This window comes from Amycolatopsis sp. NPDC004772, from assembly GCF_053601215.1.
Genome location: NZ_JBSGBK010000084.1, coordinates 16,012 through 37,157 on the forward strand (window position 1 = coordinate 16,012; position 21,146 = coordinate 37,157).

At 71.6% G+C, this 21,146-nt stretch carries 22 protein-coding genes; 13 read left to right on the forward strand and 9 right to left on the reverse strand.

The window, feature by feature from the left end:
* The first annotated feature begins 189 nt into the window (after positions 1–189).
* Positions 190–375, forward strand: a complete 186-nt coding sequence (locus ACWEF6_RS34645) for a hypothetical protein (RefSeq protein WP_449686783.1) — start codon at positions 190–192, stop codon at positions 373–375.
* On the opposite strand, the gene ACWEF6_RS34650 is transcribed toward ACWEF6_RS34645, so the two are convergent.
* Entirely contained in the window at positions 372–1,316 is a 945-nt protein-coding gene (locus tag ACWEF6_RS34650) for an ATP-binding protein (RefSeq protein ID WP_449686784.1), read from the reverse strand. The genes ACWEF6_RS34645 and ACWEF6_RS34650 overlap by 4 nt on opposite strands.
* Positions 1,317–1,445: 129 nt before the next feature.
* Between ACWEF6_RS34650 and ACWEF6_RS34655 the strand changes: the two genes are divergently transcribed.
* The gene (locus tag ACWEF6_RS34655; RefSeq protein WP_449686785.1) at positions 1,446–2,852 is read left to right on the forward strand and encodes an RNB domain-containing ribonuclease; all 1,407 of its coding nucleotides are present in this window, start codon (positions 1,446–1,448) and stop codon (positions 2,850–2,852) included.
* Positions 2,849–3,625, forward strand: a complete 777-nt coding sequence (locus ACWEF6_RS34660; RefSeq protein WP_449686786.1) for a helical backbone metal receptor — start codon at positions 2,849–2,851, stop codon at positions 3,623–3,625. The genes ACWEF6_RS34655 and ACWEF6_RS34660 overlap by 4 nt, the downstream gene beginning before the upstream one ends.
* On the opposite strand, the gene ACWEF6_RS34665 is transcribed toward ACWEF6_RS34660, so the two are convergent.
* Positions 3,597–5,024 carry an aldehyde dehydrogenase family protein gene (locus ACWEF6_RS34665; protein ID WP_449686787.1) on the reverse strand — a complete coding sequence of 476 codons (1,428 nt, stop codon included), beginning with the start codon at positions 5,022–5,024 and terminating at the stop codon, positions 3,597–3,599. The genes ACWEF6_RS34660 and ACWEF6_RS34665 overlap by 29 nt on opposite strands.
* Positions 5,021–6,376, reverse strand: coding sequence for a 4-aminobutyrate--2-oxoglutarate transaminase (gene gabT, locus ACWEF6_RS34670; RefSeq protein WP_449686788.1), 1,356 nt, complete (start codon positions 6,374–6,376; stop codon positions 5,021–5,023). Before gabT ends, ACWEF6_RS34665 begins: the two co-directional genes overlap by 4 nt.
* Positions 6,377–6,476: 100 nt before the next feature.
* On the opposite strand from gabT, the gene ACWEF6_RS34675 reads away from it, so the two are divergent.
* Together ACWEF6_RS34675 and ACWEF6_RS34680 are read left to right on the forward strand one after the other, a co-directional pair.
* Positions 6,477–7,922, forward strand: coding sequence for a PucR family transcriptional regulator (locus ACWEF6_RS34675; RefSeq protein ID WP_449686789.1), 1,446 nt, complete (start codon positions 6,477–6,479; stop codon positions 7,920–7,922).
* Between the two features lie 25 nt (positions 7,923–7,947).
* Positions 7,948–8,295 (forward strand): hypothetical protein, encoded by a 348-nt coding sequence (locus ACWEF6_RS34680; RefSeq protein ID WP_449686790.1) that lies wholly within the window; start codon positions 7,948–7,950, stop codon positions 8,293–8,295.
* A 23-nt stretch (positions 8,296–8,318) separates the two neighbouring features.
* On the opposite strand, the gene ACWEF6_RS34685 is transcribed toward ACWEF6_RS34680, so the two are convergent.
* From ACWEF6_RS34685 to ACWEF6_RS34700, 4 genes are all read right to left on the reverse strand, one after another.
* A complete protein-coding gene (locus tag ACWEF6_RS34685; RefSeq protein WP_449686791.1) occupies positions 8,319–9,077 on the reverse strand; it encodes a hypothetical protein in 759 nt (252 codons plus the stop codon).
* Positions 9,074–9,433, reverse strand: coding sequence for a PadR family transcriptional regulator (locus ACWEF6_RS34690; RefSeq protein WP_449686792.1), 360 nt, complete (start codon positions 9,431–9,433; stop codon positions 9,074–9,076). Before ACWEF6_RS34690 ends, ACWEF6_RS34685 begins: the two co-directional genes overlap by 4 nt.
* A gap of 65 nt (positions 9,434–9,498) precedes the next feature.
* Entirely contained in the window at positions 9,499–10,209 is a 711-nt protein-coding gene (locus ACWEF6_RS34695; RefSeq protein ID WP_449686793.1) for a cache domain-containing protein, read from the reverse strand.
* A gap of 33 nt (positions 10,210–10,242) precedes the next feature.
* Entirely contained in the window at positions 10,243–10,977 is a 735-nt protein-coding gene (locus ACWEF6_RS34700) for a FadR/GntR family transcriptional regulator (RefSeq protein WP_449686794.1), read from the reverse strand.
* Between the two features lie 110 nt (positions 10,978–11,087).
* Here ACWEF6_RS34700 and ACWEF6_RS34705 point away from each other — a divergent pair, with 110 nt between their 5' ends.
* The 5 genes from ACWEF6_RS34705 to ACWEF6_RS34725 all read left to right on the forward strand — a co-directional run bounded on the left by ACWEF6_RS34705 (position 11,088) and on the right by ACWEF6_RS34725 (position 16,542).
* Complete coding sequence (locus tag ACWEF6_RS34705; RefSeq protein ID WP_449686795.1) at positions 11,088–12,536, forward strand: gamma-aminobutyraldehyde dehydrogenase; 1,449 nt, start codon at positions 11,088–11,090, stop codon at positions 12,534–12,536.
* An 8-nt stretch (positions 12,537–12,544) separates the two neighbouring features.
* Positions 12,545–13,609 (forward strand): ABC transporter ATP-binding protein, encoded by a 1,065-nt coding sequence (locus tag ACWEF6_RS34710; protein WP_449686796.1) that lies wholly within the window; start codon positions 12,545–12,547, stop codon positions 13,607–13,609.
* Positions 13,610–13,626: 17 nt separating this feature from the next.
* A complete protein-coding gene (locus tag ACWEF6_RS34715; RefSeq protein WP_449686797.1) occupies positions 13,627–14,829 on the forward strand; it encodes an ABC transporter substrate-binding protein in 1,203 nt (400 codons plus the stop codon).
* 76 nt (positions 14,830–14,905) lie between these two features.
* A complete protein-coding gene (locus tag ACWEF6_RS34720; protein WP_449686798.1) occupies positions 14,906–15,745 on the forward strand; it encodes an ABC transporter permease in 840 nt (279 codons plus the stop codon).
* A gap of 8 nt (positions 15,746–15,753) precedes the next feature.
* Complete coding sequence (locus ACWEF6_RS34725; RefSeq protein WP_310970644.1) at positions 15,754–16,542, forward strand: ABC transporter permease; 789 nt, start codon at positions 15,754–15,756, stop codon at positions 16,540–16,542.
* On the opposite strand, the gene ACWEF6_RS34730 is transcribed toward ACWEF6_RS34725, so the two are convergent.
* Complete coding sequence (locus ACWEF6_RS34730) at positions 16,539–17,318, reverse strand: SDR family NAD(P)-dependent oxidoreductase (protein ID WP_449686799.1); 780 nt, start codon at positions 17,316–17,318, stop codon at positions 16,539–16,541. The two genes, ACWEF6_RS34725 and ACWEF6_RS34730, sit on opposite strands and share 4 nt — an antisense overlap.
* Positions 17,319–17,377: 59 nt before the next feature.
* On the opposite strand from ACWEF6_RS34730, the gene ACWEF6_RS34735 reads away from it, so the two are divergent.
* Positions 17,378–17,935 carry a TetR/AcrR family transcriptional regulator gene (locus tag ACWEF6_RS34735; protein ID WP_449686800.1) on the forward strand — a complete coding sequence of 186 codons (558 nt, stop codon included), beginning with the start codon at positions 17,378–17,380 and terminating at the stop codon, positions 17,933–17,935.
* On the opposite strand, the gene pip is transcribed toward ACWEF6_RS34735, so the two are convergent.
* On the reverse strand, positions 17,921–18,865 hold the full coding sequence (gene pip / locus ACWEF6_RS34740) for a prolyl aminopeptidase (protein WP_449686801.1): 945 nt from the start codon (positions 18,863–18,865) through the stop codon (positions 17,921–17,923). The genes ACWEF6_RS34735 and pip overlap by 15 nt on opposite strands.
* Positions 18,866–19,240: 375 nt before the next feature.
* On the opposite strand from pip, the gene ACWEF6_RS34745 reads away from it, so the two are divergent.
* The gene (locus ACWEF6_RS34745) at positions 19,241–20,167 is read left to right on the forward strand and encodes an undecaprenyl-diphosphate phosphatase (protein ID WP_449686802.1); all 927 of its coding nucleotides are present in this window, start codon (positions 19,241–19,243) and stop codon (positions 20,165–20,167) included.
* 1 nt (position 20,168) lies between these two features.
* A complete protein-coding gene (locus tag ACWEF6_RS34750; protein WP_449686803.1) occupies positions 20,169–21,017 on the forward strand; it encodes a cytochrome c oxidase assembly protein in 849 nt (282 codons plus the stop codon).
* Positions 21,018–21,146: the final 129 nt, after the last annotated feature.

Here is a 21,146-nt window from a genome sequence, read left to right on the forward strand (position 1 = left end):
CGCTCCCGCAGCCCTCGCGCCAAGAGCCCGAGACCCCTCCCCGCGGCACCCCGCGCGGCTGGTTCGACGAATTCACCGAACAGAAAGAGCCCGAAGAACCGCAGGACTTCGGGCCCACCGGGCAGCCGACCGAGATTCCCTACCGGTACAAGCGCTGAAAAACCGGCGCTCGGGTGCGAACCTAGGACCATGTCGAACGACCCGAACCCGGACCAGGGGTGGTACTACAACACCCGCACCCACCAGGTCGAGCACCTCGAACGCAGCCGCGGCGTCGATCTGCTCGGCCCGTACCCCGACGAGGCCACCGCCCGGCGCGCCCTCGAGATCGCCCGGGAGCGCACCCGGCGGGCCGATGCCGAGGACGACGACTAGACCGTCAGCCGCGGGCTCAGCACGAACTCCGGGTCCACCTGCGCGGCGAGGTCGGCGCCGGCCCAGGCCGCCGCGTTGCGCAGGTGGAACTCGACCGCCTGGCGCTGGTAGCGCGCCCAATCGCGCTCTTCCGCGTCGACCGCCGTGCGCATCGAGGCCAGCGTGGCCAGGTTGACCGGCTCGAGCTCCGCGATCGGGCGGGCCGTTCCGCGCTCGGCCGCCCGCACGTGCCCGGATGCCGACAGCCACCCCAGCAGCGCCGAGCCGACCTGGTCCTGCAGGAACTCGACGTCCTCCGCGTCCGTCACCTTGTTGCCCACCACCACGAGCCGGACGCCGAAGTCGCGCGCGTAGTCCGCGTACTGGCGGTACACGCCCACGCTCCGCACCGTCGGCTCGCAGACCAGGAACGTCACGTCGAACCGGGTGAACAGGCCCGAAGCGAACGCATCCGCGCCCGCCGTCATGTCCATCACGACGTACTCGCCGTCGACGTCGACCAGGTGGTTCAGCAGCAGCTCGGCCGCCCCCACCTTCGAGTGATAGCACTTGACGCCGAGGTCGTCCTCGTCGAACTGGCCGGTGACGCCCAGCCGGACGCCGCCCAGCTGGCGGAAGCACGCTGCGAACACCGGGTTGTCCTCGAACGGCCGGACCAGGCGCGAACCGCGGCCGGGCGGGGTCGTCTTGATCATCGACGCCGCGTCCGGGATCCGCGGGTTGTCGCCGCGCAGGTAGTCCTTGATCAGCGCCATGTTGTCGCCCAGCGTGGGCCAGGCGAGCGCTTCCTCCTCGGTCGCGCCGAGGGCCACCGCCAGGTGCTGGTTGATGTCGGCGTCGATGGCCAGCACCGGCAGGCCGGCGTCGGCGAGGTAGGCCACGAACAGCGACGACAGCGTGGTCTTGCCGCTGCCGCCCTTGCCGACGAACGCGATCTTCACGGTCGGGGTCCCCTTCTGGCAATGATGACGGTTTTCATTATGCCCGGGCAACGTACACCCGACCGGCCCGCGCCCGATCGGGCGATCTCCGGGCCCGGCGCGGGTTAGGGTTGGGGGGTGCCTCCCCTCGTGATCAGGACACACTCGGCGGGCGGGGACTTCGGCCCCCTGCGTGCCGAGTTTTCGCTGCCGGAGTCGTTCGGGCCCGAGGTGCTGGCCGAGGCGGAGGCGGCGGTCCTCGACCCGCTGGCCAGCGCCGGCCCCCGCGAGGACGCGACCGACCTGCCGTTCGTCACCATCGACCCGCCCGGGTCCAAGGACCTGGACCAGGCGATGGTGGTCGAGAAGACCGCGCACGGCTTCCGCGTGCACTACGCCATCGCCGACCTCGCCGCGTTCATCCCGCCCGGCGGCGCGCTCGACCGCGAATCGCGCCTGCGCGGCCAGACGCTCTACCTGCCCGACGGCAACGTCCCGCTGCACCCGCCGGTGCTCTCCGAAGGCGCGGCGAGCCTGCTGCCCGGCGAGATCCGGCCCGCGGTGCTCTGGACCATCGAGACCGACGACGCCGGTGAGCCGACCGCCACCCGCGTCCGCCGCGCGCTGGTCCGGTCCACCGAGCAGTTCGACTACGAGACGGTGCAGGCCGCCCTCGACGCCGGGAACCCGCACCCGTCGGTCGCCGCGCTGCCGGAGCTGGGCCGGCGGCGGCGCGAGCTGGCCGTCCGGCGCGGCGCCGTCGAGCTGCAGCTGCCGGAGCAGGAGATCACCGGCGACCCGGACGGCGGCTGGGTGCTCGCCCGCCGCCCGCGCACCGCCGTCGACGCCTGGAACGCCGAGATCTCGCTGCTCACCGGGATGGCCGCGGCACGGATCATGCTCGACGCGCGGATCGGCGTCCTGCGCACGCTGCCCGACCCGGAGCCCGAGGCCGTCGACTGGCTGCGCCGCTCGGCCGAAGCGCTCGGCATCGCGTGGGCGCCGGAGGCGACCGTTTCGGAGTTCCTGTCCCGATTGGACCCCGGGCAGCCGGCGTCGATGGCGCTCTACGCGGACACGACCAGGCTGCTGCGCGGCGCGGGCTACACGGCGTTCGACGGCGAGCTGCCGTCACTGACGACGCACGCGGGCATCGGCGGCGCGTATGCGCACGTCACGGCCCCGATCCGGCGGCTGGTCGACCGGTTCGCCACGGAGATCTGCCTCGCCGTCTCGGCCGGCCGCGAGGTCCCGGAGTGGGTGCGGGCGGCGCTCGCCGACGTCCCGGAGCGGATGAGCGCGTCGGACACGCTCGCCGCGAAGGTCGAGCGGGCGTGCATCGACCAGGTCGAGGCGTGGGTGCTGGCCGAGCACGTCGGCGGCGAGTTCAGTGCGGTGGTGCTGCGCGCGGACGAGAACAAGGCGGAGATCCTGGTCGAGGACCCCACGGTGATGGCGAAGTGCGCGGGGGAGCGGCTGACCGCGGGGGAGCGGATCGCGGTCCGGCTGACCGCGGTCGACGTCGACAAGCGGAAGGTGTCGTTCGAACGCGCATGACGTACCTGGTCGACGACCTCGGCGAACCGGTGCCGCTGTCCGGACCGGCGGCCCGGGTGGTGTCCCTCGTCCCGTCGCTCACCGAAGCGGTCGAGCTCAGCGCCCCCGGACGGCTGGCGGGCGCGACGGACTACTGCACGCATCCGTCCACTTTGGACGTGCCGCGGGTGGGCGGGTCGAAGTACCCGAAGCTGGACCGCGTGCTCGACCTGGCGCCGGACCTGGTGCTGGCCAACGCGGAGGAGAACCGCCAGGAGGACGTGGAACGCCTGCGCGCCAACGGAATCCCGGTGTGGGTGATGGCCGCGGCGGCGTCGGTGCCCGCGGCGCTCGGCTCGCTGCGCCGGATCCTGACGCAGGCGTACGAGCTGGCCGAGCCGGAGTGGCTGGTGGCGGCGGAAGAGGCCTGGCGCGAGGTCCGGCCGGTGCGCTTCCACGCGGTGGTCCCGGTGTGGCGCAAGCCGTGGATCGTGCTGGGCCGCGACACCTTCGCCGGCGACGTCCTGCACCGCGTCGGCGTGGCGAACGTGTATGCGACGTCGGAGGAGCGCTACCCGCGCCCGGACATCGAGGAGCTGCGCGCGCACTTCGCGGCGGACGCGGACCTGCTGGTGCTGCCGGACGAGCCGTACCTGTTCACCGAGGAGGACGGCCCGGACCACTTCCCGGACGCGCGGTACGTCCTGGTCTCGGGCCGCCACCTCACCTGGTACGGGCCGTCACTCGTCGAGGCGCACGAGGCCCTTACAGCGTCAATCCCGTCAGGACCGTGACGCGCTCCTCGGTGAAGTCCGCCATCGCCGACGCCGGGCCTTCCCGCCCCACCCCGGAGTCCTTCACCCCGCCGTACGGCATCTGGTCGGCGCGGAAGCTCGGCACGTCCCCGACGATCACGCCACCCACCTTCAACGCCGCCGACACCTCGAACGCCGTCGGGACGTCGCGGGTGAACACCCCGGCCTGCAGCCCGAACCGCGACGCGTTGATCCGCGCCACGCCCTCCTCGACGGAAGCCACCCGGACCAGCGACACCACCGGCCCGAACACCTCCTCGGCCATCACCGACGCGTCCTCCGGGACGTCCGCCAGCACCGTCGGCTCGACCGTCGCTCCCGACTGCCCGCCGCCCGTCAGGAGGCGGCCGCCCGCGGACACCGCCGACGAAATCCAGGACGAAACCCGGTCGGCGGCGTCCAGGTTGATCAACGGGCCGACGTCGACACCCTCGGCGCGCGGGTCACCCACTCCCAGCGCGCGGACCTGGTCGAGCACCTTCGCGGCCAGCGCGTCGAACACCGAGTCGTGCGCGTAAACCCGCTGCACCGAAATGCACGACTGCCCTGCCTGGTACATCGCGAACGTCGCGATCCGCTGCGCCGCGAAGTCCAGGTCCGTCCAATCCGGACAGACGAGCACTGCCGCGTTGCCGCCCAGCTCCAGGGCCACGTGCTTGCGGGGCACGCGGTCGCGGATCGCCCAGCCCACCGGGACCGAGCCGGTGAACGACACCACCGGCAGGCGCGGGTCCTCGACCAGGCGGGACGACGTCTCGTTGTCCACCGGCAGGATCGACCACGACCCCGCCGGCAGATCGGTGCCGGCCAGGATTTCGCCCAGCAGCAACGCCGTCAGCGGGGTCGCCGGCGCGGGCTTCAACACGATCGGCGCCCCGACCGCGATCGCCGGGGCCACCTTGTGCGCCACCAGGTTCAGCGGGAAGTTGAACGGCGTGATGCCCAGCACCGGCCCCCGCGGCACGCGCCGGACCAGCGCCAGCCGGCCGGTGCCGCCCGGGTCCGTGTCGAGCCGCTGCAGCTCGCCCGAGAAGCGGCGGGCCTCCTCGGCCGCCCAGCGGAACGTCGACACCGCGCGCCCCACCTCGCCGCGGGCCCACTTCAGCGGCTTGCCCGATTCCGCCGTGATCAGCGCGGCGAGCTCTTCGGACCGCTCACCCAGCGAACGGGACACGTGGTCCAACGCCCCGGCGCGGACGTGCGCGGGCAGCGTCGCGAACTCGTCGGCGACGTCCGCCGCGGCCTGCACCGCGGCTTCGACGTCCGACGGCGAAGGGACGAAGTGGGACCCCGCCTCGGAGCCGTCGAACGAGTGCCGGACGACCGCGGTCGCGCCGCCGGTCACCGGCTTCCCGGCGACCCAGAACGGGAACGTCATGCGCGGGCCTCCGTCCGGACGGCGTGCTCCAGCACCGACAGGCCTTCGTCGAGCAGGTCGTTGGACAGCGCCAGCGGCGGCAGCAGGCGGACGACGTTGCCGTAGGTCCCGCAGGTCAGCACCACCACACCGGCCTGGTGGCAGGCCGCCGCGACGCGCTTGGTCAGGTCGGCGTCGGGCTCCGAAGTCCCGGGCTTCACGAACTCCGCGGCCAGCATCGCGCCGCGCCCGCGGACGTCGCCGATCACGCCGGTCTCGGCGGCCAGTGCCCGCAGCCGCGGCAGCACGGCCCCCTCGATGCGCTGGGCCGACGCGGCCAGGTTCTCGGTCTTCATCGTCTCGATCGAGCCGAGCGCCGCCGCGCACGCAATCGGGTTGCCGCCGTACGTCCCGCCGAGGCCGCCCGGCGGGACCGCGTCCAGCAGCTCGGCGCGGCCGGTGACGGCGGACAGCGGCAGGCCGCCCGCGATGCCCTTGGCCGTCGCGATCAGGTCCGGCACCACGTCCTCGTCGGTGGACGCGAACCACGCACCGGTGCGGCAGAAGCCGGTTTGGACCTCGTCGGCGACGTACACGACGCCGTTTTCGCGGCACCAGGCCGCGATCGCGGGCAGGAAGCCGCGTGCCGGCTCGATGAAGCCGCCCTCGCCCTGGATCGGCTCGAGGACCACCGCGGCCACCTGGTCGCCGCCGATCTGCTTCTCGATCCGGTCGATGGCCAGCGCGGCGGCTTCGGGGCCGGACAGGCCGTCGCGGAACGGGTACGAGCCCGGCACCCGGTAGATCTCCGGCGCGAACGGGCCGAACCCGTGCTTGTAGGGAATGGACTTCGCGGTCATGCCCATGGTCAGGTTGGTGCGGCCGTGGTAGGCGTGGTCGAACACGACGACGGCCTGGCGCCCGGTCGCCGTGCGCGCGATCTTCACGGCGTTCTCGACGGCTTCGGCGCCGGAGTTGAACAGCACCGACTTCTTCGCGTGGTCGCCCGGCGTCAGCTCGGCCAGGGCTTCGCAGACCTCGACGTACCCCTCGTACGGCGTGACCATGAAGCAGGTGTGGGTGAACCAGCAGGCCTGCTTGCGGACGCGGTCGACGACGGCGGGCGCGGAGTGCCCGACGTTGGTCACCGCGATGCCGGAGCCGAAGTCGATCAGCACGTTGCCGTCGGCGTCGGTGAGCAGCCCGCCGCTGGCGGAGGTGACGTAGACGGGCAGCACCGAGCTGACCCCGGCGGCGACGGCGTCGACGCGGCGTTGCTGCAGCTCGCGCGAGACGGGGCCGGGGATTTCGGTCTGCAGCCTGCGCTGGCGGGGCGCCGGCGCCTGCGGCCCGGCGGTGGTGCTTGCGGTCACGGCGTGCTCCTGGGAAGTCGGGGACGTCCTCAGGATGAGCGGTTACCGGACGGTCGTCAGGTGGCCGTTCTGGACAATCCAGCGCGTACAATTGGCCGTTATGGCACTCACGCTGGCCCGGCTGGCCGCCGAGCGCCCGCTCGGGCTGCGGGTGCTGACCGGCGAAGACGTCCTGGACCGCCCGATCGGCTGGGTCCACCCGACGGAGCTGACCGATCCCCAGGCGTTCCTCGAAGGCGGCGAGTTGCTGCTCACCACCGGCCTGGCCCTGGACGAAGAGACGTCACCGGCCTACGTCCGCCGGCTCGTGGCCGCCGGGGTCGCGGGACTCGGTTTCGGCGTCGGGCTGAGCCACGAGTCCGTCCCGCGCTCGCTCGTGACGACGGCGGCGTCGGTGGGGCTGCCGGTGCTGGAGGTGCCGCGGAAGACGCCGTTCATCGCGATCACCCGGGCCGTGTCGCGCGCGGTGGCGGCCGACGAGTACGCGACGACGGTCCGCATCGGCCGCGCCCAGCAGGAACTGACCCGCACGGCGGTCGGCAAGGGCGGCCCGGCGGGCGTGCTGCGCAAGCTGGCGAAGCTCGTCGACGGCTGGGTGCTGCTCTTCGACCGCACAACCGTCGCCGAAGCGGCTCCGGCGAGCGCGCGGGCGTACGGCGCTTCGCTGCGCGAAGAGCTGGAGCGGCTGCAGGCCGGCACGCGAGTGGTGTCGCTGGGGGACGACGAAGTGGTGCTGCAAACGCTGGACACCAGCGCGCGCCGGGTGCTCGCCGTCGGGGCCTCCCTGGACACGGCGGGGCGGCACATCGTGAACACGGCGGTCTCGGTGCTTTCCCTGGCGCTGGAACAGGATCGCGCGCAGGCGGCGGCGCGGGAGGCGTTGCGGACCGGGCTGGTGGAGCTGCTCGTGGGCGGCCAGGCCGAACTGGCCCTGCGGGTGCTGGCCGCTTCCGGGGCCGAGGCGCCGGCCGCGCCGTGGTCGGTCCTGGTGTTCCTCGGCCCGCCCGCGGCCCGGCGCAAGCTGCTCGGGGCCCTGGACGGCGAGCTGTTCGCGGCCCGCTCCGGGGCGTCGGTGGTCGCCTTCGGTCCGGCGAGCGTGGTCGAGCAGGCTGCCGAGGCGGCGCTGCGGATCGGCGGCCTGCACGGCGGGGTGGCGGGCCCGGTCGCCCCGCGGGATTTCGCGGCCGGGCTCGAGCAGGCGGGCCTGGCGGCCCAGGCGGCGGAGGCCGAGGACAAGATCCTCATCTCGGCAGCCGAGCACACCGGCCGCGGGCTGCTGTCCCTGATCGACCCGGAGGTGGCCCGCGTCCACGCCGGAACCCTCCTGGCCCCGCTGCGCCGCCATGACGAAACGGGCCGCGGTGACCTGGTGGCGTCGCTGCGCTGCTGGTTGGAACATCACGGCCACTGGGACGTGGCGGCTGCGCGGCTGGGCGTCCACCGACACACGCTGCGGAACCGGATCACGAAGGCGCAGGAACTGCTGGGCCGTGATCTGGACGCACCGGGCGTCCGCGCGGAACTTTGGGTGGCGCTGCAAACCTGAGCACCCCGACGGGCGTCTTCGGGAGGTGACCTGGAAACGCGCCGCTGTCGTGGCTGCCGTCATCCTGCTCGCGGCGGGCGGGCTGGCGTTCCTGCCGTGGACGTCGAACCACTTCGGCTACGCCCGGCCCGGCGACGGCGGGCTCCCATCACGCATCCACCACGACGGCCGCGACTACCGCAGCTCCACGACCTGCGTCCCGTTCGGCGGCGACGAAACCTCCCTGACCCGGGTCGGCGAGGTGGGCACGCTGCTCGGTCCGGCGCACCCCGTGTTCACCACCCGGCCGGTGCCCGAGGGAACGCCGTTGACGGTGCTCGTGCGGGACAGCCCGGGCTGCTTCGTGAGGTACGCGCTGCTGGGCGGCCCCTAAGCCCCGGTCACCAGCACGGTGACTCAGTGGCTGTCAGAGCGATCCTTCGCCGAGGCCAGACGGTCGCGAAGCCGCTCGAGCGCCGCATCGCGGCGTCGGACAGCCTCGGCTGACGACGTCCCCAGGAGCTGTTCGAGCGTTGTGCGCTTCCACCCCTTCCGGGGTTTCGTCAGGCTGGCCAGGCGCAGGACCTCCTGATCGTCGTGGGGGAGGGAACACTGCGCTCGCCACAACCTGGCATCGCGAGTCATCGGCTCGGCGGGTTCTTCCACCGGATCGGTGCCGGGTGAGGCGCACAGCACCTGCTCCCGGGCGCGTGCGACGAGCCACCGTCCGATCTCGGTGCCGGGCAGCTTCGTCTCCTCGGACTCCTGACCGTAGCGGAGCCAGACTTCGACGACGGCGTCTTCGGCAGCGGCCCGCGAAAGTCCTCTCGCGCGCACGACGTGCCAGACGACCGGCGTCCAACGCTCGATGGTCCGGTTCCACCGCCACCGCTTCCACCGCGTCAGCCACCGTCGTGGCGAGAACTGCCGGCGCATGCGCGGCACGCTCCAGCCCACCACGAGGCAGGCGTGGGCGAGTTTGGTCAGCTTTCCCGGGACGCGTTCCAGGTCGGCCGACCACTCTTCCTCGTAGCGCTCGATATCGGCATGGGGGCCGAGGTGCCGGGCGCCCCACCGCACCAGCCGGCCCGCCAGCCAGGGGGCCACCTCACTCGCTTCGTTGACCAACAGCGGAATCACGACTGCGAGGACGATGGTGATCAGGGTGCCGTTCACCGCGGTTGCTCCCGCAGTGCCGACGCAGGTCGAGGGGCGCTGTTTCCGCGGCCGGTGGCGGCACTGCGCTGCCGGACGTGCCCACGGCGTTCGACCAGCAAGGCCCGCGCCGATTCGAGACCCGTCGGGGTGAGCCGGTAGAACCGCCGCCGCGGCCCCCGCTCCGTTCGCTCGTCGGCCTCCCAGGAGCTGTCCACCCAGCCGGCCAGCTCGAGACGGCTCAGGATCGGGTACACCACGCCGGTCTTGCGCCCCGCTGCTTCGGCGATGCTCAGCCCGTAGAGATCGTCACCCGGCCCGATCAGGACCTCCAGGACGTCCAAGGTGGCGTCCGTTGCCCGGCCTATCGACTGCATGACTCAACTCTAGCTATATAGAGTTGGCTTCGCCAATACCACCGGCGAAGCCTCGACAGTCGGCCTCAAGCCCCGGTCACCAGCACGATCGGCGAATCGCCGCACCGCCGCAATCCCGGGCCCGGTTCCGCGCCCGCCGACCACCACGCCGGGACGTCCGCCTCGCGCACCAACGATCCCGTCGGCTGCCGGACGCTGTTCGACACGATCACCCGGCCCTGCGCGTTCAGCAGCGCCGCCCCGCGCCCCAGCGAACGCAACCGCGGCCGCACCGCGCGCTCGAACTCCCGCACGTACACGTCCGCGCCGACGACGCCCGCGAAGGAATCACCCCGGAACACCGGGATCGTGAACGTCAGCGTGTACTCGTCGGTGCACAGGTAATCGACGTACGGGCCGTTGATGTGCCGCCGCCCGGTGTCGCGGGGGACCGTGAACCAGGACTGGCGCGTGTAGTCCAGGAAGTTCTCGCTCGCCGGGTCGAGGCTGATGAACAGCTGGGACGGCTCCGACGACGAGCCCGTCCACCACTCGAAGCCGAATTCCGAGTCGGCCAGCACGCGCGGGGCGCTGACGAACCCCGCGCCGATGATGAGCCCGCCCAGTGCCTCGGTGACCTGCGGGCGGATCCGGTGCAGGGCCGCCGCGGCGGGACTGTCCGCCAGGACCGACTCGGCGGCCGCCAGCAGGGGCTTGAGCCGCTCGAAAACCCCTTCCACCAACGCGGAAACCTGCTCGACGACCTCGTCGCCGGCCAGCGTGCGGGTGTCGTTCACGGTGCTCACCTCGATGCGCGGAGTAGCGGAAGTTTACGGCGTGAGCAGGTCCAGGTGCACGTCCGCGAGGCGGTCGAGGGCGCCCAGGAGATGTTCCTCGGTCAGCTTGCGGGCCAGCTCGCCGTCCGCGGAGGAAATCGCCGCGGTGATCGCCGCGTGTTCCTCGCACGAGGGTGCCGTGGACCCGAGCGGCAGCCACAGCAACCCACCCAGCTCGCTCTGCAGGTGGACCTCCTCGTGCGTCAACCTCGGCGACTGCGCGGCCGCGGCGACCTCCAGGTGGAACTGCCGCTCCGCCCGGGTGAAGTCGATGCCGTGGGCCGTGCGGAGGTCGTCGGTCGCCAGGCGCAGCCGGGCGACGTCCTCGGGGGAGCTGCGCTCGGCGGCGAGCTTGGCCGCGGCCCCGGCGATCGCCAGGTAGTGGTCGCCGACGTCCCGCAGGTCCGACAGCGACACCTCGCGCAGCCGCGCGCGCCACGCGTCCGCGGGCGGGTGGGCCGGCGCGCGCACGAAGCTGCCGCCGCTGCGCCCTCGCCGAGTCTCGACCAGCCCCTGCTGCCGCAGGGCCACCAGCGCCTCCCGGACCGTCACCGTCGAGACGCCGAATTGTGCGGCGAGGTCGGCTTCGCTGGGCAGCTGTTCCTGGTCGGCGAGCAGGCCGAGGGTGATGGCGTCGACCAGCCGCGCCGCCACCGCCTCCGCCCGCCCGACCTGGCCGAGCGGGGCGAACATGGCGGATCGCGCGCTGTGCGACATGCCCTTGCGCATCGTGATCCTCGCCGGTCGGAGTACCCGTTCGCACCAATCTTGCCTCATGCCCTTGTCCTATTACATATGGAGTCATATGTTTTAGCTCCCGTCAGCACCGAGGAGTGACCGTGTCTTCTGCCAGCCCACCCACCCCGCCGCAGGAGCTCAAGCACTACGTCGGCGGCGCGTACGTCGAGTCCAAGTCGGGCCGGACGGCGGAGATCGTCGACCCCGTCACCGGACGTCCCTACTGCACCGCCCCGATCGCCGGCCCGGAAGACGTCGACAACGCGCTGCAGGTCGCCGCGACCGCGTTCGAGACCTGGCGGGAAACCACGCCCTCCCAGCGCCAGCTCGCGCTGCTCAAGCTCGCCGACGCCCTCGAAGCCCGGGCCGGAGAACTGGTCGCGACCGAGTCCGCGAACACCGGCAAACCGGTCGCGCTGACCATGGCCGAAGAAATCCCGATGGTCCTCGACCAGGTCCGCTTCTTCGCCGGGGCCGCGCGCGTGCTCGAAGGCCGGGCCGCGGGGGAGTACCTGGAAGGCCACACGTCGTTCGTGCGCCGCGAGCCGGTCGGCGTCTGCGCGCAGGTCACGCCGTGGAACTACCCGCTGCTGATGGCCATCTGGAAGATCGCGCCCGCCCTCGCCGCCGGCAACACCGTCGTTCTCAAGCCCTCCGACACCACCCCCGCGTCGACCCTGCTGCTCGCCGAGATCGCCGGCGAGTTCTTCCCGCCCGGGGTGTTCAACGTGATCTGCGGCGACCGCGACACCGGCCGCGCGCTGGTCGAGCACGACATCCCGGCGATGGTGTCGATCACCGGCTCGGTCCGGGCCGGCATCGAAGTGGCGCGGTCGGCCGCGAACGACGTCAAGCGCGTGCACCTGGAACTCGGCGGCAAGGCGCCGGTCATCGTCTTCGGCGACGCGGACCTCGAAGCGGCCGCCGAGGCCATCGCCGTCGCCGGGTACTTCAACGCGGGCCAGGACTGCACCGCCGCCACGCGCGTGCTGGTCGCCGACGACGTGCACGACACCTTCGTCGCCGCGCTCACCCGGCAGGCCGAGCAGACCAGGACCGGCAAGCCCGACGACGAAGACGTCGCCTACGGCCCGCTCAACAACGCCGCCCAGCTCGAGAAGGTGGCCGGGTTCATCGACCGGCTGCCGGAGCACGCGACCGTCCACTGTGGAGGACATCGGGCCGGCGAGGAGGGGTACTTCTACGAGGCCACCGTCGTCTCCGGCCTCCGGCAGGACGACGAGGCGATCCAGAACGAGATCTTCGGCCCGGTCATCACCGTCCAGCGGTTCTCCGACGAAGCCGAGGCCCTGAAGCTCGCAAACGGCGTCCAGTACGCCCTCGCGTCGTCGGTCTGGACCCGCGATCACCAGCGGGCGATGCGCGCCGCCGCGAAGCTCGACTTCGGCTGCGTCTGGATCAACACGCACATCCCCCTGGTCGCCGAAATGCCGCACGGCGGATTCAAGAAGTCCGGCTACGGCAAGGACCTCTCCCTCTACGGCCTCGAGGACTACACGCGCGTCAAGCACGTGATGAGCGCACTGTGAGGGTCGCGATGCCCAACCAAGCACCGTCCGAGACGCGGGAAGAGCCCGCCGCACCGGAGAGCACGCGCCCGGCGATCCGGCTTTCCGGGCTGCGCAAGCACTTCGGCGACGTCCACGCGGTCGACGGCGTCGACCTCGACATCCCGCCGGGCGAGTTCTTCTCCATGCTCGGCCCGTCCGGCTCCGGCAAGACGACGGTGCTGCGCATGATCGCCGGGTTCGAGCTGCCCACCGAGGGCACCATCGAGCTCGACGGCCACGACGTGAGCCGGCTCGCGCCGTTCGAGCGGGACGTCAACACGGTGTTCCAGGACTACGCGCTCTTCCCGCACATGAACGTGCAGCAGAACGTCGAGTACGGCCTGCGCGTCAAGCGCGTCCCGAAGCAGCAACGCCGGGAGCGCGCGCTCGAAGCGCTGAAGACGGTGCGGCTGGAGGACTACGGCTCCCGCAAGCCCGCGCAGCTGTCCGGCGGGCAGCGCCAGCGCGTCGCCCTGGCCCGCGCGCTGGTCAACCGGCCGAAGGTGCTGCTGCTCGACGAGCCGCTCGGCGCCCTCGACCTCAAGCTCCGGCAGGCGATGCAGCTGGAGCTCAAGCAGATCCAGCGGGACGTCGGCATCACGTTCGTCTTCGTCACCCACGACCAGGACGAAGCCCTCACCATGAGCGACCGCATCGCGGTGTTCAACGACGGCCGGATCGAGCAGGTCGGGCCGCCCGAGGAGGTCTACGAACGCCCGGCGAGCGCGTTCGTCGCCGGGTTCGTCGGGACGTCGAACCTGCTGGGCGGGCGTGGTGCCGAGAGCGTCATCGGCCGGCCGGGGCTGTTCAGCATCCGGCCGGAGAAGATCCGCATCGACGGCGACCTGTCCGAGCCCGCCGCGGCCGGGCACACCACGGCGACGGGCACGGTCACCGACGTCGTCTACGCCGGCGCCACCGTGCGGTATTCGGTCGCGCTCGACGCCGGAGGACAGCTTTCCGTCGTCCGGCAGAACACCGACAACGCGGCGTTCGCCGGCGGGCGCGTCCGGCTCAGCTGGCGGAACGAACACAGCTTCCAGGTCCAGTAGTTCCCAGAAGGGATGCCATGAAGAACAGGAAGACGCGGCTCGCCGGGGTCCTCGGCGCCAGCCTGCTGTTGGCTGCATGTGGCACGTCCGGCTCGAACTCCGCCGCGCCGCCGGGCGCGCAGGGCTTCACGCCGCCGAAGCTCGAAGCGCTGAAGGCGCTCGGGCAGCCGGAGGGGCAGCTGAACGTCCTCGCCTGGCCGGGGTACGCGGAGAACGGGTCGAACGACCCGAAGGTCAACTGGGTCACGCCGTTCGAGCAGCAGACCGGCTGCAAGGTGAACGTCAAGCCGTTCGGGACGTCCGACGAGGCCGTCACGCTGATGAAGACCGGGCAGTACGACGTCGTTTCGGCCTCGGGTGACGCGTCGCTGCGGCTGGTCGCCTCCGGGGACGCCGAGCCGGTGAACACCGCGCTCGTGCCGAACTACGCCGACGTCCAGCCGTTCCTCAAGGACAAGTCGTGGAACAGCGTGGGCGGCGTCTCCTACGGCATCCCGCACGGCTGGGGCGCGAACCTGCTGACCTGGCGCACCGACAAGGTGACCCCGGCACCGACGTCGTGGTCGGTGATGTTCGACGCGAACTCGCCCTACAAGGGCAAGGTGATCGCCTACGACTCGCCGATCTACATCGCCGACGCCGCGCTCTACCTCCAGGCCCACCAGCCGGACCTGGGCATCAAGAACCCGTACGCCCTCGACGACAAGCAGTTCACCGCCGCGGTGAACCTGCTCAAGCAGCAGCGGCCCCTGGTGTCCGAGTACTGGTCGGACTACCTCAAGGAGTCGCAGGCGCTGAAGAACGCCGACGCCGTCGTCGGCACCGCCTGGCAGGTCACGGTCAACCTGACCAAGGGCGAGGGGGCGCCGCTGGAGGCCGCGGTGCCGAGCGAGGGCGCGACCGGGTGGTCGGACACCTGGATGGTGGCGGCGAAGTCGGCGCACAAGACGTGCGCGTACAAGTGGCTCGATTACATCATCAGCCCGAAGGTGAACGCCCAGGTCGCCGAGTACTTCGGCGAAGCGCCGGCGAACACGAAGGCGTGCGCGGAGATGACGGACAAGACGCTCTGCGACACCTACCACGCCAACGACGCGGCGTACGCGGCGAAGATCGCGTACTGGACCACGCCGATCCCGCAGTGCCTCGACGGCCGCACGGACGTCAAGTGCAAGGACTACGGCGAGTGGACGAAGGCCTGGACCGAGATCAAGGGCTGACCCCCGAACCCCGGACGCGGCGGGCTGTGTCCCCCCACTCCGCCCGCCGCGTCCGGCCTTCACCCTGCGAGGTGCGATGACCGCCGTTTCCGCCTTCTTCTACCGGAAACCCAAGCTGCGCCTGGGTTTCCTGCTGTCGGCCCCGCTGCTCTGGCTCGGCCTGGCCTACCTGGGCGCGCTCGCCGCGCTGTTCGTCACGGCGTTCTGGCACACCGACGCCTTCACCGGCCAGGTCGTCATCGACTGGTCGCTGGGCAACTTCGAGACGCTGTTCACCGACGCGGTCTACCGCACGATCACCTTCCGCACGGTCGGGATCGCGGCGCTGGTGACGGTGATCGACGCCGTCGTCGCGTTCCCGATGGCGTACGCGATGGCCAAGCTCGCTTCGCCGCGGGCGCAGCGGATCCTGGTGATCGCGGTGATGACCCCGCTGTGGGCGAGCTACCTGGTGAAGGCGTACGCCTGGCGCTCGATGCTGTCCGGCAACGGCGCCCTGAGCGCGATTTCGCCCGGGTACGGCGTCACGGCCACGATCATCACGCTGTCGTACCTGTGGCTGCCGTACATGATCCTGCCGATCTACGCGGGCCTCGACCGGCTGCCGGACTCCCTGGTCGACGCGTCCGGCGACCTCGGCGCCCGCTCGCTGAGGACGTTCCGCTCGGTGATCCTGCCCCTGACGTTCCCGGCGATCGTGGCGGGCTCGATCTTCACGTTCTCGTTGTCCCTGGGCGACTACATCGCGGTGAAGATCGTCGGCGGCACCTCCCAGATGCTCGGCAACGTCGTCTACGACAACATCGGCGCGGCCAACAACCTCCCGTTCGCGGCGACGGTGGCGACCGTGCCGGTCGTGATCATGCTCGCGTACTTGGCCGCCGTGCGCCGCACCGGCGCGCTGGACAACCTCTAGGAGTTCTCGTGCGCAGGGTGCTGTGGGTGGCGCTGGGGCTCGGCCTGGCGGTGATCTACTTCCCGCTGGTGGTGGTGCTGCTCAACTCGTTCAACGCGGACACGACGTTCGGCTGGCCGCCGTCCCGCTTCACCCTGGAGTGGTGGAGCCGCGCGGCGTCCAACGAAGGCGCGCTGCACGCGCTGTGGACGAGCGTCCAGGCGGGCCTGGCGGCGACGGCGATCGCGCTGGTGCTCGGCACGATGGCGGCGTTCGCGTTGCAGCGCTACCGGTTCTTCGGCCGCAACCCGGTGTCGCTGCTGATCATCCTGCCGATCGCGCTGCCGGGGATCGTCACGGGCATCGCGCTGAACAACGCGTTCCGCACGATCCTGGGCATCGACCTCGGCCTGCTGACGGCGATCATCGCGCACGCGACGTTCTGCATCGTGGTGGTGTTCAACAACGTCGTGGCCCGGCTGCGGCGGATGGGCGGCAACCTGGAGGAGGCGTCGATGGACCTCGGCGCCACCGGCCTCACGACGTTCCGCCTGGTGACGTTCCCGATGCTGCGGTCGGCGCTGCTGGCGGGCGGACTGCTGGCGTTCGCGCTGTCGTTCGACGAGATCATCGTGACGACGTTCACCCTCGGCACAGGCATGGAGACGCTGCCGATCTGGATCTACAACAACCTCTTCCGGCCGAACCAGGCCCCGATCGTGAACGTGGTGGCGGCGGTGCTGATCGTGGCGTCGACGGTTCCGGTGTACCTGGCCCAGCGCCTGTCCGGCGACACGGCTTCGGGCGGGCGGCTCTAGTGCACTGACCGGATCGTGCCGCCGTCCACGCGGATCGTCGCGCCGCTCACGTAGGCGGCCGCCGGGCTCACCAGGTAGCCCACCGCGGCCGCGATCTCCTCGGGGCGGCCCAGGCGGCCGGTGTCGTTGGGGACCAGGTCGCGCGCCGCGGCGCGTTCGATGTCTTCCCACGCGGTGCCCCACCCGTGCTGCGGGGCGATCGACGTCAGCAGCTCGCGCACCGAGTCGACCAGGATCGCGCCGGGGGAGACGACGTTCGACGTCACGCCCGTGCCGGCCAGGTCGCGGGCCAGCGACACCGCCAGGTTGTGCCGTGCGGCCAGCGTCGCCGTGTAGTGCGGCTGCATGGCCAGGGGCTGGATCGCCAGCCCGCCGCCGATCTGGACGACCCGGCCCCAGCCGCGCTCGCGCATGCCCGGCACGCACCGGTGGATCATCCGGACCGCCGAGACGACGTTCGCCTCGTACATCGCGGTCCAGTCCGCCGGGGTCGCGTCGCCCCACCCCAGGTGGTCGTACGCGCCGGCGTTGTTGACCAGGATGTCGACGTCCCCGGCCGCCGCGGCGACCGCGTCGGCTCCGGCGTCGGTCGACAAATCGCCCAGGGCGATCCCGGCCGCGCCGATCGCCGCCGCCACCTGCTCCGTGCGGGCCGCGTTCCGGCCGTGGACGACCACGGCCGCGCCTTCCGCGGCCAGCAGCCGCGCGATCGCCTCGCCGAGACCCGCGCTCGAACCGGTGACCAGAGCGCGCTTACCTGCGATTTCGAGGTCCATGACGTTCCTTCCACTGAGGTATACAGCTGTAGACTTAACCGAAGTCTACACTCGTATACATGAGACCCCGCAACGCCGCCGCGACCCGGGAAGCGATCCTCGCGTCCGCGCTCGAAGCGTTCACCCGGGCCGGCTACGACGGTGTCGGCGTGCGCGAGATCGCCGAGTCCGCCGGTGTCACGGCGATGCTCGTCAACCGCTACTTCGGCTCGAAGGAAGGCCTCTTCGCGGAGGTCGTCGACGCGGCGATGGCCGAGCGGACCGTGCTCACCGACGACCCGGCGACGCTCGCCGCGGACCTCGCGGCCTCGCTCGTGCGCCGGACGGCGCCGGACGCCGGACGGCTCGACCCGTTCCTGCTGATGCTGCGTTCGGCGGCCAACCCGCGGGCCGCGGAGCTCCTGCGAGCCGGCATCGAGCGGCACGTCGAGCAGCACCTGGCCGGCCTGCTCCCGGACCGCGCGCCGGCGGACCCGGCGCTGGCGCTGGCGCTGTCGGTGATCGCCGGGTTCTGGGTGATGCGCACGCTCATCGGGAGCACCGAGCTCAACCGCGCGGACGAAGACGTCCTGCGGGGCAAGCTCGAGAAGGTGTTCGCCGTGCTACTCGCGGAATGAGTCCGTCGCCGCGCGCAGGGCCGCCAGCACCCCCGGGTCCGTCACCGCGTGGCCCGCTCCCTCGAGCAGCTTCAGCTCCGACCCCGGCCACGCCCGGTGCAGCTCGTACGCCGTCACCGGCGGGCACACCGTGTCGAACCGGCCCTGGACCAGCACGCCCGGGATGCCGGCCAGCTTGCCCGCGTCCCGGATCAGCTGCCCGTCGTCGAGCCAGGCGCCGTGGGTGAAGTAGTGGACCGCGAGCCGGGCGAAGGTCAGCGCGAACGCCGGGTCCGCGTACTGGCGGACGAACGACTCCTGCGGCAGCACCGAAACCGTCGCGCCTTCCCAGGTGCTCCACGCGACCGCCGCGCGGTGGCGGACCTCCTCGGCGGGGTCGTCGAGCAGCACCGCGTACCCGGCGAGGGGGTCGTCGCGCAGGGAAGCGGGCAACGGCGCCAGGAACGCCTCCCACTCGCGGGGGAACAGGTGGGCCGCGCCGCCGCGGTAGATCCAGTCCAGCTCGCTCTGCCGGACGGTGAACACGCCCCGCAGGATGATCTCGCTGACACGCGAAGGGTGCGTCTCGGCGTACGCGAGCGCGAGCGTCGCGCCCCAGGAGCCGCCGAAGAGCTGCCAGCGGTCGATGCCGAGCCGCTCGCGCAGGGTCTCCATGTCGGAAACCAGGTGCCACAGCGTGTTCGCAGCCAGGTCGTGCGCGCCCGGCGTCGACTGCCCCGAGCCGCGCTGGTCGAACAGGACGATCCGGTACGCCGCCGGGTCGAAGTGCCGCCGGGCCATCGGGGCGATCCCGCTGCCGGGACCGCCGTGCAGCACCACGACCGGCTTCCCGGCCGGATTGCCCGCCTCCTGGCAGCGGATCCGGTGCCCGTCACCGGTTTCCAGGAACCCTTCGGCACGCGGGGCGATCGGCGGGTACAGCTCCTCCATGCAAGTCACTGTGCCGTAGGGCCTTGGCCGTCGCCCCGACGCCCCGCCGCCGAGTGCCGGGACGACGGCCAAGAAAGGTGGGGACCCGCCCCCGCCGCCGGGCTGAGCGGGTCCCCGGTTCAGGGAGCCCGGAGTTCGTCGGGGCAGGTGATCCGCGCACGCATTTCGGTCCTCCTCGTCGAGGGTCGATGCTTCGTCGTGGCGGCGACGGGCTAAACGCTAAGCCACGAGTCGAACACCAGTCAAGAACATGATTGATGTTCATGGATGTGAACATCTGCTGTGAGGACGCTGAGCGCGCGCGTCCCCCTTGCCCGGCGCTAACGAAAGGGCCGGTAGCTTCCGGGGTCGGGATTCGGCAAAAAGGGGTACGGAATGTCCGCGGTGACCTATTTCGAGGCGATTGTCGTCGGGGCATTGCAAGGGGTGTCGGAATTGTTTCCGGTGTCCAGTCTCGGCCACAGCATCCTGCTGCCGGCCTGGCTCGGCGGCTCGTGGCAGCGGGACCTGAGCATCGGGAAGGATTCGCCGTACCTCGCGGTGCTGGTGGCGATGCACGTCGCCACCGCGCTCGCGCTGGTCCTGTTCTTCCGCAAGGACTGGGTGCGGATCGTCGGCGGCCTCTGGGCGTCCCTCCGCCACCGCGAGGTCCGCACGCCCGACCAGCGGCTCGCCTGGCTGCTGGTGCTCGCCACCATCCCGGTCGGGCTGGCCGGCCTGCTGCTGGAAAGCCTGCTGCGCGACTACCTCGGCAAGCCGGTGCCGTCGGCGATCTTCCTCGCGCTCAACGGCGGTGTCCTTTACGCCGCCGAGAAGTTCTCCCGGCGCAGGCCCGCGGAGGAAGCGGACACAGTGGACTTCTCGGCCGAGGACACGCTGGTCATGCGGGCGGTCTCGATCGAGGAGGCGACCGACGTCCGGCTGGCGAAGCTGCGGGTCGGCGAGGCCGTGCTGATCGGTGCCGCGCAGATCCTCGCGCTGCTGCCGGGCATCAGCCGCTCGGGCATCACCATGGTCGCCGGCCTCCGCCGCGGGCTGGGCCACGAGGACGCGGCGCGGTTCGCCTTCCTGCTCGCCACGCCGGTGATCCTCGCCGCGGGCGTGCTCAAGATGCCGACGCTCTTCGCCGCCGAAAACCACGCTTCGCTCGGTCCCGCGCTCGTCGGCAGCGTCGTCGCCGGGGTGGCTTCGTACATTTCCGTCCGGTTCCTCACCGGATACTTCGAAACGCGCACTCTGACCCCGTTCGCCATTTACTGCGTGGTAGCCGGAATCGGCAGCCTGATCTTCTTCGCGGTCTGAAATGCCGCTGACGTTCGACGCCCCGGCCGTCCTCGGCGTGCTCGCCGCGGGCGCGCTCTACCTCCGCGCGGCCCGCGGCCGCGGCTGGCCCCCGGGCCGCACGACGGCGTTCCTCGCCGGGCTCGCGACGATCCCGGTCGTCACCTGCTCACCCCTCGCCGTCTACGACACGACGTTCTTCTGGGTCCGCGCGGTCCAGACGGTCACGCTGCTGATGATCACGCCGCTGCTGCTGGCCCTGGGGGCGCCCCTCCGGCTGCTGCTGGACACCGTCGACGCCCGGTGGCTGCGGAGGCACGGCCGCGGCCCGCTCGCCCGCGCGCTGACGTTCCCACCGGTCGTCACCGTCGTCCTGGTCGCGCCGGTGCTCGTGCTGTATCTGACGCCGCTTTACGACCTCACGCTGCGCTCACCGCTCGTCGACGACCTGGTCCGGCTGGCCCTCGTGCTGGCCGGCTTCACCTACTTCTGGACGCGCCTGGGCCTCGATCCGACGCCGCGGGAGGACCCGCACCTGGTGACGGTGTGGATCGCGTTCGCCGAGGTGATCTTCGACGGCGCGCTCGGCCTCGTGCTGTGGCTCGGCCCGCTGCTCGCCCCGGCCCACTACGCGGCCGCGCACCCCGGCTGGGGCCCCGACCTGCGCACCGACCAGATCATCGGCGCGGGCGTGCTGTGGATCGGCGGTGACGTCGCCGGCCTGCCGTTCGTCGTCGCGTTGTTCGTGCGGTGGGCCCGCGACGACGAACGGCGGGCGAAGCAGCTCGACGTCCGGCTGGACGAAGCGCCGCCGACCGGCCTGTGGTGGGAATCCGACCCGGCCCTGGCCGAACGGTTCGGCCGCCGATGACCCCGCCTCTCAACCACCCCAATGTGGCGTTGGTTGCGTCCAACGCACCCAATGTGGCGTTCGGTGCGTCAGACGCACCGAACGCCACAATGGGGCGCGTGGGGCGGGGGGCAGTCGTGGAACGCGTGA